At 30.4% G+C, this 13,960-nt stretch carries 9 protein-coding genes and 5 pseudogenes; 7 read left to right on the top strand and 7 right to left on the bottom strand.

Going from position 1 to position 13,960, the window contains the following annotated elements:
* Window positions 1-79: 79 nt before the first annotated feature.
* Window positions 80-595 carry a GNAT family N-acetyltransferase gene (locus DYE57_RS02590; RefSeq protein WP_115312754.1) on the bottom strand — a complete coding sequence of 172 codons (516 nt, stop codon included), beginning with the start codon at window positions 593-595 and terminating at the stop codon, window positions 80-82.
* 236 nt (window positions 596-831) lie between these two features.
* Here DYE57_RS02590 and DYE57_RS02585 point away from each other — a divergent pair, with 236 nt between their 5' ends.
* Complete coding sequence (locus tag DYE57_RS02585) at window positions 832-1,824, top strand: NADPH:quinone oxidoreductase family protein (protein ID WP_115312753.1); 993 nt, start codon at window positions 832-834, stop codon at window positions 1,822-1,824.
* Between the two features lie 79 nt (window positions 1,825-1,903).
* Here DYE57_RS02585 and DYE57_RS02580 read toward each other — a convergent pair whose 3' ends face one another.
* The 5 genes and pseudogenes from DYE57_RS02580 to DYE57_RS02560 form a co-directional block, all read right to left on the bottom strand.
* Window positions 1,904-2,305 carry a GNAT family N-acetyltransferase gene (locus DYE57_RS02580; RefSeq protein ID WP_115312752.1) on the bottom strand — a complete coding sequence of 134 codons (402 nt, stop codon included), beginning with the start codon at window positions 2,303-2,305 and terminating at the stop codon, window positions 1,904-1,906.
* A gap of 82 nt (window positions 2,306-2,387) precedes the next feature.
* On the bottom strand, window positions 2,388-2,804 hold the full coding sequence (locus DYE57_RS02575) for a DUF2871 domain-containing protein (RefSeq protein ID WP_115312751.1): 417 nt from the start codon (window positions 2,802-2,804) through the stop codon (window positions 2,388-2,390).
* Between the two features lie 129 nt (window positions 2,805-2,933).
* Complete coding sequence (locus tag DYE57_RS02570; RefSeq protein ID WP_115312750.1) at window positions 2,934-3,530, bottom strand: YcnI family protein; 597 nt, start codon at window positions 3,528-3,530, stop codon at window positions 2,934-2,936.
* 11 nt (window positions 3,531-3,541) lie between these two features.
* Window positions 3,542-4,661, bottom strand: a pseudogene (locus tag DYE57_RS02565) (copper resistance CopC family protein).
* Window positions 4,662-4,841: 180 nt separating this feature from the next.
* A pseudogene (locus DYE57_RS02560) lies at window positions 4,842-6,114 on the bottom strand (YhgE/Pip domain-containing protein).
* A gap of 160 nt (window positions 6,115-6,274) precedes the next feature.
* On the opposite strand from DYE57_RS02560, the gene DYE57_RS02555 reads away from it, so the two are divergent.
* Window positions 6,275-6,886, top strand: coding sequence for a TetR/AcrR family transcriptional regulator (locus DYE57_RS02555; protein WP_115312749.1), 612 nt, complete (start codon window positions 6,275-6,277; stop codon window positions 6,884-6,886).
* Window positions 6,887-6,943: 57 nt separating this feature from the next.
* The gene (locus DYE57_RS02550) at window positions 6,944-7,891 is read left to right on the top strand and encodes a magnesium transporter CorA family protein (protein WP_115312748.1); all 948 of its coding nucleotides are present in this window, start codon (window positions 6,944-6,946) and stop codon (window positions 7,889-7,891) included.
* A gap of 127 nt (window positions 7,892-8,018) precedes the next feature.
* On the opposite strand, the pseudogene DYE57_RS02545 reads toward DYE57_RS02550, so the two are convergent.
* Window positions 8,019-9,364, bottom strand: a pseudogene (locus DYE57_RS02545) (PTS transporter subunit EIIC).
* Window positions 9,365-9,533: 169 nt separating this feature from the next.
* On the opposite strand from DYE57_RS02545, the pseudogene DYE57_RS02540 reads away from it, so the two are divergent.
* The 4 genes and pseudogenes from DYE57_RS02540 (at window position 9,534) to DYE57_RS02525 (ending at window position 13,934) form a co-directional block, all read left to right on the top strand.
* Window positions 9,534-9,885, top strand: a pseudogene (locus tag DYE57_RS02540) (YbgA family protein).
* 1,195 nt (window positions 9,886-11,080) lie between these two features.
* A pseudogene (gene rsp, locus DYE57_RS02535) lies at window positions 11,081-12,898 on the top strand (AraC family transcriptional regulator Rsp).
* Between the two features lie 69 nt (window positions 12,899-12,967).
* Window positions 12,968-13,390 (top strand): pyridoxamine 5'-phosphate oxidase family protein, encoded by a 423-nt coding sequence (locus DYE57_RS02530; protein WP_165417828.1) that lies wholly within the window; start codon window positions 12,968-12,970, stop codon window positions 13,388-13,390.
* A gap of 193 nt (window positions 13,391-13,583) precedes the next feature.
* The gene (locus DYE57_RS02525; RefSeq protein WP_115312746.1) at window positions 13,584-13,934 is read left to right on the top strand and encodes a DUF4889 domain-containing protein; all 351 of its coding nucleotides are present in this window, start codon (window positions 13,584-13,586) and stop codon (window positions 13,932-13,934) included.
* Window positions 13,935-13,960 lie beyond the last annotated feature (26 nt).

Raw genomic sequence — 13,960 nt, 5'->3', positions numbered from 1 at the left:
ATCTAATCTCTCTCTCAAATGCTAATAATAATGAGTTAAATATTTTGTTGTATATACATTAGGACTATCAATGTTAAAATTATAAAACTTTTTCCATGATAAGATCCTTATCTATCACATCACCAGTATAAAACTCATGTGTCACCGTTACATGAAAGTCCATTTTGTCATAAAAGTCCATAGCTTGAAGATTATGTTTCCAAACACCTAACCAAACCTTAGACTTATGATATTTTATCGCTTTTTGAATTGCTAACTCAATGAATTGTTTACCTCTACCCCCTCCTTGATATGCTTTACCAAAATAAATACGCTGTATTTCCAAATAATCGTCACCTTTATCTTCAGTTTGAGCGTCATTAATGTCTAATTTTAAATATCCAACTATTTTACTATTAACCTCATAAAAATAATGAAATGAATAAATCTGTGCTACTTCTTTTTCTAATTGTTCAATATTATATGCTGATGCAAAAAATGCTTCAAAATCTTTATCACTATACGATTCTTTAAAAGTTTCATAAAATGTACGCTTAGCGATGGCATGTAATTGTTCTACCTCTTCTTTTTTAACTTGACGTATGATTTCTGTCATAAGCCCCCTTATCTCGTTAATAATACTTTAACGCATTTCCTAAGAAATAACATTTAAGTCAACTGTAAATAAATTTATATTTCTAAAAATTGATGCAATTTAAATCAAAAAATTGTAGAGTAGAGTGAGTAGTTATTTTTAAAATTAAATAATCAGGGTAAAGAATATAACAATTTATTTCGCAAATATTACACTAAGAAAAATGAATTGATGGTAATTCAAGGAGTGAATAAAATATGGTAGAAACGTTTAAAGCTTTCGTAGTTAATCAAGATAAGAATGGTAATGTTACACACAAATATCAACAGCTGTCAAAAGATGATTTGCCAAAAGGCGATGTTTTAATCAAAGTTCATTATTCAGGAATCAACTATAAAGATGCACTAGCTACTCAAGATAATAATAAAATCGTTCAAGAATATCCAATGGTCCCAGGTATTGATTTAGCAGGTACGATTGAGGAAACGAATGCTACTGGATTTGAAGTTGGAGATAAAGTGATTGTGACGAGTTATGATCTAGGTGTAAGTCATTACGGTGGTTTCAGTGAATATGCACGAGTTAAATCCGAATGGGTAATTGAACTACCTGAGGACTTAACTTTAGAAGAAGCGATGATTTATGGTACTGCAGGCTATAGTGCAGGTTTAGCTATTGAAAAATTAGAAAAATCAGGGATGTCTATAGAAGGTAACGATGTACTTGTACGAGGTGCAACAGGAGGTGTTGGTACCATTTCACTTCTTATGTTAAAAAGTTTAGGCTATAGCGTCATAGCAAGTACCGGGCGACAAAATGTTGCTGATAAACTTAAAAAGTTAGGTGCTTCAGAAGTGATTGAGCGTTTACCTGAAAATGATAGTAAACCTTTAGAAAAAAGAACATGGCAAGCTGCTATCGACCCTGTTGGTGGAGAAAACCTTCCATATATAGTTAAACGTTTAGACAATAATGGTAGTGTCGCGCTTATCGGTATGACTGGTGGTTACAACTTTGAAACTTCGGTATTCCCGTTCATCTTACGTGGCGTTAGTATTATTGGTATAGACTCCGTATTCACACCTATTAACCTAAGAAAACGCGTGTGGCGAAGATTAGCTAAAGATTTAAAACCTGATCAATTGCATGATATTAAACATATCATTTCATTTGATAATATTCCTCAAGCCATTGAAGAAGTGATCAATCATCAAAACACTGGACGTATTGTAATAGACTTTAATACTTAATATATAAATATTGTTAATAAAACTAAAAAAGTCATTGAATGCTGTGAAACATGTACCCAATGACTTTTTTAGTTTATTTTTAATATTGTTTATACATTCCTTTAGAATAAGGCTCAGTGCTAATAAATCCGAACTTTTCATATAATTTGTCTGCTGGATAATCAGCCATTAAACTGACGTAAGTTCCTTTTTCAGCCACATTTTCTATATATGTCATAATCTCTTCCATGATTATACGTCCATAACCACGACCTTGGTACCCTTTATCTACAGCAATATCAACAATTTGAAACACTGTACCGCCATCTCCAATGACACGACCCATAGCAATTAAAGATTCGTTGTCGTATATTGTGATATTAAAACATGCGTGTGGAAGTCCTTTCCTAGCCGCTTCAATTGATTTTGGGCTCATACCTGCACTCACTCTTAAATCACAATACTCTTCAACTTGTGGTGCTTCAAATTTAATAATTACCATATTAAATCTACCTTTCAAATCGTTTTGTAAAAAGTTTTAGCTGAGACACTTAGTAACTTGTCCCAGCCTCAAAACCCTATCTTTAGTCTCTAGGTTCAGTAACGGTTGCTTGTCTCAATAAAAGGAACAACAACAATAATCCAGCTAGCATACCAGTATGTCCTATTCCAGCGAACCCAGCAAACATTTCAGGGGAAAATTTAGCACCAATCACTTGGAAAGTGCCTTTTACCGTCATCATACCAATAGTAATAAGTACACCTACATGATATACACAGAAAAACCAATTAAATAAATAATAACTACTTAATTTAAAAACTTTTTCTAGGGGTAATAACAATAGAAACATAAACATTCCTAAAATAAGTGTATGCGTATGTACCAATGCTAATTGTGTATCACCGGTAAAATGATGCGCTTTTGTGAGTTCTCTATAATAAAAGCCACTAAGCAAACCAATAATCATATAAAAAAGAAATGAATACAGTAATCTTCTCATGATGAATCCTCCCTCACAATTATATTATAGAACATAATAATAATTATTAAAGTGACAATATCTAGACGTCAATATGTATAAACTTTCCAAAAGTTTTAACATCCTTTGGAAAGCCCCTCATTATATATTTTAATTTTTATGACGCGCATGCTTAAACAAAGCAACGAGTGAAATAATGATTGCCATTATAGAAACAATCCATAATGCAATTGAACCACCACTATTTGTTGATTGTGAATCATCTTTACTACCATTGGAATTAGCTCCTTTTTTAACAGTGGTAGTTGGTGCAGGATGTTCACTATTTTCCTTATCAGTCCACTTAACTACATCACCATTATCATAAGTTTGATAAGCTTTCCATTTAAATGTTCCTTCACTCTTAGGATTCGCTACTACAATTGGAAACTCAATAAATTCATTTGGGCCTAAACCTTTACCAGTAGCAGTCCAAGTTATTTTCATAATATTTCCTTTGTTATCTTTAGTAAAATGATGCTTGAAACCCTCAACAGGTTGAACATTTGATACATTTAAACCCTTTGGTATCTCTAATTCAACTTTGACAGTATTATTATCTTGTTCTACAGGTACTCTCACATCATATTTATCATACGATTCGGGTTCACTTTCATTAGGATTCAATGTGACGTGTGCATCAGCATGTTTATAGCATCCTAATGTAAAAAATAAAATAATGGTCAAAGATAATAATTTACGTAACATCTTTGTCCTCCTTAGTTAGGTATATTGATTTGACTCATCATAACATCAGCAAAAATTAATATAATTCCCATCACAAGTTCAATCATTAATGCGAATCTGTTAACTCGACAGTTATGTCCTAAAGTACGTACTGTCTGATAAAATCCTAACGCCATCACCATAACTGTACCTAGAACTTTTACGATTTTGAAGTATGACTTCGATCGACCATAGATGCATAACACACAAGATATATTGAAGTCCCAAGCCACAATACCATTCCTGAGAGATGTAAGGTTCTAATAATAATAGACCAAATAGGCACATGTTGAGACCAAGTATGTCATGAATGCTCATTGTAATAATAATCATTAAAGAAATCAGCCAGTACCAAATCTTCTCCATGTCTTTCAATACGCATAAGATAAACAATACGATTAGAGTTATAGAACTTAAAATGTATGGAAATTGTATGATAACATCGGCCTTAAAGGACAGTACATCATTTAAGACATCTGAAGTAAGTGTCATCATGTACACTACTACAGACATTAGGATTGACATCGCCATTATCCATGCAATTCCAGATTGCTTTGGTAGAACATTAAACTGTCGTAATCCACGTTTTTTTGCAATCCCATTAACCCAGAATTAAACCTATGAGTATAATTGCTAATCCTTCTGTCAGATATCTAAACACGCCAAACCAAAAGCTAGGTTGTTCATAAAATAGATTGGCAGTATTTACATCCTCAGCTGTAACCTTACCTAATGAGAATTCAAACTTATTACCTACTTCATGTGTCCATCTGCAGAAATCGCATGCCATTCAACAGTATTGGTTCCTTTCGTAATTTGATCACCAGGAAAGATGACAGTCTGTGACCATCCTGTTGTAGAAGGCTTAACGTCACTAATCTTTTTGCCTTGATCATTATATAAAGTAATCTTTGAATACTTTGTATTCACTGGTTGATTAAATTCCAACTTTATCTCTTCTGGCTTATCTTTCACAATCCCTTTTTCTTGAGGAGTGTTTTTTTCTAAAGTTGCATGGGCAGAAGCTTGATGTTGAAAAGCTGGAATCAATGTTATCAAAAAAGCAATAGCTAAAGCCATTATATATTTTGAAGAATGTTTAAACAGTAACATTGAAACCTCCTCTTATATGTCGTTAAAATTCACTCTGATTTTAATCATAAAGATTACAAAATCACTTAACAATAATTATTCACTATTTAGACATAAAAATACCTAAACTCTATGTGATGAACTCACAAAGAATTTAGGTGGTATATAAATTCTACAATCTAATTCATTCTTAATGAAGATTTATGAAGGTACTTCAGTACGTTTTGTACTATGTTTTCTTATTAGAGCAGAAAGTAAACTTGATACTGCTCCAAAAATGATAAACACAAAGAACATGAACATTGTATAATTTAACTGTATATCCTGACCTAAGTAAATAATTTGTCTCAAGTTAGTCGTATAGTGTATTAATAGATCTATTTCGTATAACCATGTTTGATATCCTTTCGGTAACATTTCTTTCGGTAGAGTGATCATTTGCATACTGAAGAACATGAGAAGGATTAAAATAGGTAATGCTTTCATACCAAGCCAAACCATGACACCTAAAATCAAACCTACAAATCCTAATATTGCAATTGCTACAAATAAAGTCACTCGTCCAGAATGATTAAAATCAAAACCTAATAATCCCATAAAATATACGAATCCAAATGCACCTAAAAAAGCACTTACAACTGCTGCTATCATTTGACCTATTGAAGCAATAATACGATAGTAAAGCTTAATATTATTACTCGTTCTAAAAGCAAAGAATAACATCACAGATGTAATTATAGAACCCATCCATACAGGCATAAACATTAAGAATGGTGTATTACCTCCATCTTGATGATCTTTAACTTTATTGATTTTATGATTATCAACTTTGACTGGATTTGTTAAGCCTTGAATATCTTTAGGACTTACATCTACGTTTTGCTTTTGAAGTGTAGATAAACTTTGTTTAGTAATTTGAGTGTTCAAATTTTGTCGGATTCCAGATAAAACATTTGTAACAATATTTGATGCTTGTGTATTTGAACCTTGGCTCACAATAGCTTTGAGTTTAGCTTGCTTAACATCAATATTTTGGTTGTCCATTTTTCTTTCATTTTTTGAGCTTGTTGAGCTGGAATTTTGCCAGATTCAACTTTTTGTTTCATTTCTGACTTTTTACTATCCATAACAATTTTTTGAGTTTTACTCATAGCATTTTTAGAAAAGTCTTTATCAAATACGACTGCCCCATTATATTTTTCATTGTCGAATCCTTTTTTAAATCAGCTTCTTTGTCAACTTTAACCCATTTAATTTTATTAGAATTGCTATCTAACAATTTATCTTCAATTTTTTTACCTATATTTACTTTATTACTTTGAATTGTCGTACCTTTATCATTATTAACAACTGCTATCGGTAAATCTTTGGGTTTAGGATTAAATGTTGGATAAAATGCTAGAGCAAAGACAATGAGTAACGCTAATATAGCTAATGGTGTAAACCAAAGTAATTTGCTTTTAAATATATTCATCAAGATACCTCCTTTTTATTGAACAATGTGTTGAATATTTTGCACGTTGTCTATTATAATAGGAAAGTGCAATTTAACAATGCTCAATTTTTAGTGTTCTGTCTAATATTGAACATATAGTTGTAAACTGTCTATTAATTGATGGGGAGGTCTTATTTAATTGAAAGAAGATAGGCGAATTAGAAAAACAAAATCTTCCATAAAAAAGGCATTTACACAATTATTAAAAGAAAAAAAGCTTGATAAGATAACCATTAGAGATATTACAACTCAAGCTGATGTCAATCGAGGAACTTTTTATCTGCATTATGAAGATAAATACATTCTTTTAAATGATATGGAAGATGAGTGTATTTCAGAACTGTCTAACATCGCGAAGTTTAATGAAGTTAGAGGTAAAGATGTTGAAGATATCTCTCGTTTGTTTATTGAAAATGTTTTATCTAAGATACTTCAACATATTTATGATAACTTGGAATTTTATCACACGATTTTGCAATTAGAACGCAAAAGCAGGCTAGAAGACAAATTAAGTGAGTTAATTAAAGAAAACATGCAGAAATATATGAACATTGAATCAGAAATTGATGGTATCCCAAAAATGTATTTTCATAGTTATGTTTCAGGCGCTACTATGTCTATCATCAAATATTGGGTATTAGATACGCAACGAATTTCTGTAGAAGATTTAACTCAACATATTTACAAAATTTTCTATAAAGGGCCACTTCGAATTATGGCGGAACATAGATATAAATATCATAGGACTTAATCGTTACTATTTAACCATTTTCCAGAATATAAAAGACTTTGAAAGGAATTATGAGTTATGATTACTGCTTACAAACATGCTAGCAATGATTCTCTAGAAATCATTGAAACTAACGTGGATCATAGTGCTTCTTGGATTAATGTTGTTGAACCTGACAGAGAGGAAATTGAAAACTTGATGGGCTACTATAACATTCCTGAAGATTTCATTCGAGATCCTCTTGATTCCGAAGAAAGTGCACGTATCGAATACGATGAAGATACTGGATATTCACTTATTATTATTGATTTACCAATAGTTAACTCAACGAATCGTCGCGTTTTATCATTTGTAACGATTCCATTGGGGATTATTATTGGCAATGGAATGATCATGACAGTTTGCGATGCTGAAAACGAATTTTTAGAGAATTTCGCAAGACTAGATAATATTAATTTAAAATTCCACAGTCGCTTTGCGTTAGAGATTTTATTAACTATCGCAAATCACTATAATCGAAATTTAAGACTATTAAATAAATCTAGAATCAGAATTGAACGAGAATTAAAAAATAATATCACTAATAAGCATTTGTTTAAACTAATGGAAGTAGAAAAGAGTTTAGTTTACTTTTTAGCAGCATTAAAAGGCAATGATACTATTATCAAAAAGTTATTCCGCTTACCCGCTGTTAAACGCTTTGAAGAGGATGAAGAATTGTTAGAAGACTTAGTGATCGAAAATAATCAAGCCATTGAAACAACTGAATTACATCAACGTATTCTTGAGAGTATTACAACTTCTTATGCGTCATTATTATCTAACGATATGAACAATATAATGAAAACACTAACGTTATTTACAGTTCTTTTAACTCTTCCAACGCTAGTCTTTAGTTTCTTCGGCATGAACGTATCACTGCCTATTGATGCCCATAGTTATATCTCATGGATTATTGTAGTAGGCATTTCGTTAATTCTTGTAGCTATTGTCAGCATTTTCTTATGGCGTAAGCAAAAGCTATAAAAATAAGTGATTAAAATTAGCAATTTCACATATAAATAATTAGAAAAAGCCTTAGTAAAATTTTTTGGACACTCTAAAACTAAATTTAGAAGTTCATTATCATTTACTAAGGCTTTGATATTAGTTGCTATTCTGCACTAGTTCGATAAGCTTTTCTTCTAGATAAAACAATAGTTACTATCACTGAAACAACAAAAGCAATGGCTATTCCTACAAGATAATGTAACCATCCACTATGTGTGGGATTAATTGAGATAAATCCTGGTAAACCTGCTGTACCAAGTGCAATAGCTTTAACTTTAAAAAATGATATATATGCAGCTCCTATTCCAGAACCGATAATCGCACCAATGAATGGATATCTTAATTTAAGATTCACACCAAATAACGCTGGTTCTGTTATACCTAACAATGCAGAAATACCAGCAGCTGAAGCTACACCTTTTAATTTTTTATTTTGTCTAATAATGATAAGTGCTGCAAGCTCTGCACCACCTTGAGCCACATTTGACATTGTAGTTATCGGAAAGATGAAAGACCCTCCCGTTTTTGCAGAATCCACAATCAATGTTGTTTCAACTGCTATAAAACTGTGATGCATACCTGTAATAACGATTGGCGCGTATAATACCCCAAAAATCAGTCCACCTATTGCTTCACCAAATTCATACAACCAAGTTAATCCATCAGATAACCAATATCCTAGTTGTCGTGTAATAGGCCCCTACAAAAAGGAACGTAATAAATGCAGTGATAAAAATGGATAATAAAGGTGTTAATAAGTTATCTAAAACAGTAGGAATAACTTTACACAACGACTTTTCAATAGCTGCTAAAATATACGCAGCAACTAACATTGGCAACACTTGTCCTGGATAACCTAATTGATTAATATGTAACCCAAACACATCCCAATGTGGTATTTGCTTTACCTACTTCTATCGCTTTAGGAAAATCATAAGCACTCATCAAGTTTGGATGTACCAAAATCATACCTAATGCGGCACCTAAAAATGGATTTAGCAGCACTGAAACCAATAAGAATTGGTAATAACGTAAATGGTGCATTAGCAAAGATATTTATCATATCTGCTAAACCAGCAAATTGACTATGCATATCAATAATAGATTCACTGCTATAAAATAAATCTTTTGCTGTCAGAATATTGTTTAATCCCATTAATAAACCACCAGCTACGATAGTCAGATGTAGTTGATGCTTCTTTACCAGTTATCTTCTCCATCTCATGAAATACTTTATTAACAGTTCCTGAACCAATAATTATTTGAAATTGGCCCCTTGTTGAAAAAGTTCCTTTAACAACCATCCATTTTAGATAATGCATCTTCATCCACTTTACTTTCGTCATTTAGTACAAGTCTTAATCTAGTCGCACAATGTGCCATCACATCTAAATTGTCTTCTCCGCCAATTGCGTCCAATATCTCCTCAGCAGATTTTTTGTAGCTCATTTTTTAAAGCCTCCCTGTTTTAGAACTGGTTCCATTTTATCACTCATATTGTAACCGGTTCCATACAATTGCACAACCGATTTTTTATTTTATCATAAATAGTGATAATATATTTTAAAATTATGATTAATTGGTAAAAATTTATATAGCTTTTAGAGGTGTGACGATAATGAAAAAAAGAGGAAAAATAGAAAAATTATGGCGTAAAGAAAAATATCGCGTATTATTGCATGATCAAAACGCTTATAAAGATATTAGACAAACTTTAAAAGAGAATACTTCTCTGTTAGCTATTCAATCTAAAATAGACAAAGCGATAACAGTTCCACCTACTTAAAGGTTCCATTATTAATGCGTATGAACATATGTGGGGTTATTTCAAGAACCAAGCATCCAAAGAAGAAAAATTAAAAGCACGGTGTATGAAAGAAATGTTTTTAAACAATGAATTAAGTTTAGAGACATTATTAAAGTTTCTAAAACATTTATCTGTCAAATATGAAGTAATCTATCTTCAATAAAGTACAATTCTTAATATATAATACACCTTTTTGTAGTATATATTTATTTAAAGTTATTGTTCATGCATATACGTAGTAATATATAGAGAGACTTAGAGACTCCTGAAGAAACCGTACGAGTCGAAAATCGAAGATGAAAACCTTTCCCTATGTATACACAGTAACATTACGAAACATAGATATTAGAAAAGCCCAAAATGAAATTTTCTAAAATTCATTTTGGGCTATATTTCTGAGCTTTATGTCCTAGACGCTGCAAAAATGTATGTGTAGTTTTATTTCTTACTAAAAGAGGTAATGACTTGAGATATTTCACACATTAATAGTCTAAAACTTTGCAGTTAGAAAGTATGATGATCATCTCGTCTTATTACTATTATCATTTAATGAATTAAAAATTAAGCTGATAATTAATAAAATATAAAACTCTTACCATGACACTCCATGAAATAGTTAAACTGTTTATAATTAATAGTACATCGGGGGAGAGTAATTTTAATTCAAAATTCTAATTGTTGCTACTAAACAATTGTTGTTGATTCTAGTTGTCTATTAAGATAACCATTGGTCGTGTTGCTGTTCTAAGATGATAGGTCACCTTTATTCATGGTGTCATTCTTTCTAGTTGACTTAATCTAAGATGTAGATGGAAAAGTTTCGAGAAAATTATTAAGTATAGCTGATTTTGCATGTTGTATATTCTATAGGAATAGTTAGACAATTTATTTAAACCTGTGTGTTGTTCTTTGTTATCTCTTTTTTGGTGTCGATTCTTGATGGTGGTAAAGAACAACGTACATTTAATTGCAATGATTTCGCTTCAAATTAATTCAACGAAGAATTTTTGCAAATTCCTCCAATAAGTAATATTTACTTTTTTTGAATTTCTAATGAATCGGAATCTATATTTATTATGTAACAAAAAATCCTCTTGCACTCTATCTAAAATTTCCAAAATAAGAACCCTATATTCCTAATTTTCAATTTATATTGCATAAAATTTATAATTACCGACAAATTTCAGGTTATTCCAACAAAAAAATTTAATTTTTGATATTACTATTTTTTCATCTATCGCTTATAATAACATTTAATATTCAAAAAGAACGCTAAGTTAATACAAAATTTCGATTTCTTTTTGTATGTCATGACTTAGTTGTTCAACAATTCTTTTAAAGGCGAGAGTTCACATTCAATGACGTGTCATTTAAATATATATAAACAATATCATTCTCCCCCAACACGTAATATCAATCGAATCATTCTTATGTTTTCTTTAACAAATAAACTGGAATTAACAATTAATGGAGTAACTAAAGACCTAGGTAATCACATTGCAATCATCAATCAGATATTTATTATGTTAATCATGCTACAAATCTAGTAACACTCTCAATTCCAGTTTTTTATTTTTATAATGAAGATGAACAATTTTTTAAATGTTACTTTGACAGACATTTACTGCAATCAAGTGGTTTCGTAAAAACGATTATTCTACAAGCTATTAATCACTTTATTAAAAATGAAAAGCAAGATTCTCATGCAATTTCTAAGATTATACAAACACTATTTAAAGAATCTGTAATTCGCTATAAAAAGAAGTATATTCCTAAAGTTGCAATTAATCATCCAATTTTTATAAAAGGCTTAACTTATATACATTCAAAAGTTTCAGAGTCATTATCACTCCGTGAAGTAGCTCATCATTGTAATATTTCTGAATCTTATTGCTCAAACCTTTTTGTTCGTTATCTAAACATGAATTTCAAAGACTACTTTACGAGTCTAAAAGTTAATTACTCTATAAAATTATTATTATCCACTGAGGAATCCATTAATGCTATTTCTGAACTAGCTGGATTTAGCAGTCATACGAATTTTACCACTCAATTCAAAAATTACTTAGGCTATAGTCCTAAGCAATTCCGAACTTATATTTCTAAAATAGAATTAAATCCAACTATTCAATTCAGTGATGCAGATTATTTACAATTCAAGGATTTAATAAAACAATTTAAGTTTAATGACCAACTTGCTACAGAAACAACCGTGAAAGATATCAATCAATTTAACCCCAAAGATCGCACTAAAAATTCAAAAGCTTTTATACGCTTTCAGAACTTTAATGAACTCTTTCAATTTGTTTTTAATGAGTATTATGATATAGACTTTTCATATTTACCACAACCGGTTATTTTCATCCAACATATCAATGACATCGTGGCTAATCAAAGATACTCCATCAATTGATCGTGCATATGATATCATGAAATGTTTGAACTTTGATTATTATTTTATTGATATAGAGAATCTAGAAACAAAAAACTTATTATTAACTAGACGAAAAACGTATCATCATTCTTCTGCTCATTTCGAAAACTATAAAAAATTTATGTTGGATTCAGGCATTTCAACCACAAAATTTTTTTATAATCATTTATCTTTAAAATGTTTTAAATATATGAATAATAGCACACATCCTCTCCATTTATCTGATTTAGTATGTCATTTAATTGCTTTAATGAGGTATAGTTGAGGTATTAGCTATCAGCTTATTCAAAATGACACTCAATATATTGCTTTATTTAATAGCTATGGAAGTCCTCTACCTTTGATGCACATTTATAAAATGGTTGTAGCATTTGTGAATGAACCTTTAGAAATTGGAAACAACTATTTGATGAGTCGTAAGGACGGCAATTCTCATTTTCTATTATTTAATAAGATTAACGACAGATATCTCTCTGATAGTAAACAACAATATGTATTTCAAAATAACTTGCCAGAGAATTCACTCATAATTATTAATACTCTCAACAATGAACATGTTTCTATTCAAAATTTACTGCCATAAAGTAAAGAATTACTATACTTTGAACGTAATATTTTAAAAGAATTAGACAAGTGTAATCATCCTAAGACAGAATTGGCTGTACAAGAAGAGAGCAATAAAGACATTCAACTTACTCTAAAACACGATGAAGTGAAATATATCTGCTTTAAATCTTTTTAGATTGTAAACATATTGTATAGTTTAATTTATCTTCATTCGGATATATAGATGAGTAAGGAGATGATGATAGTGGATAAACAACAAGTGACTCAAGCTATAGAAAAAGTATTAAATACTTCAAAAGTTGGTGTTTTATCAACAGTTCATAATAACAAGCCAAATAGTAGATATATGGTTTTCTATCATAATGATTTAAATTTATATACTAAAACTAATATTAATTCAGTAAAAGTTGATGAAATTGAAAACAACCATAGTGCATATATCTTACTTGGTTATAATGAAACTACGAATAATAGTTTTGTAGAAATTGATGCTACAATTGATGTTGTCAAAGATCAAAAAGTAATTGATTGGTTATGGGGAACTCAAGATAAAACATTCTTTGATTCTAAGAATGATCCAGAACTTTGTGTTTTAAAAGTTGTTCCTAAATCTATTAAATTAATGAACAATGATGAATTAGATATTCCAGCAACAATTGAATTTTAGTTCATCAAATTGGTCGTCCTATGATTTTGAATCATTCATGGACGATCTTTTTTTATAATTATCAATGATTTTTCTTGAATGTTACCATTTAATGAATTTTTTATTTTAGTGTCTATATCCTGCCACATACAATTACAAATCGTCCTAAAACTATGTATAAATGAATTAACATAAATAAAGGAGTTTTACAGCAATGAAAAATAAAAAAGCTTTAGGTTTTGGTCTTATCGCGATAATGCTAATTGTATGCGTCATCCTAGTTATTATGATGATGGTTGGAGGTAAGAAGGATACTTATTATGGTATTATAAAAGATAGTACAACTATAGATAAAATGATTAATGCTAAAGATGAAAAGATCGAAAAAAATGTTAAATTACCTTCAGATGCAAATGTATCAGTTAAAAGTGAAGATTTCATAATGATTTTTAAAGATGAAAAATCAGGTGAAATCACTAAAGTTAAAAAAGTTGATCACGATGACGTACCTCATGGTTTAATGTCAAAAATCCATGATGTAGGTAACATGAAACACAGTATGTAATTGGATAAATATATGAAGTGGCTATA

The organism is Staphylococcus saccharolyticus, assembly GCF_900458815.1.
Lineage (GTDB): Bacteria > Bacillota > Bacilli > Staphylococcales > Staphylococcaceae > Staphylococcus > Staphylococcus saccharolyticus.
The sequence above is the reverse complement of the archived record's forward strand: the minus strand, read 5'-3'. Positions and strand labels throughout refer to the sequence as shown.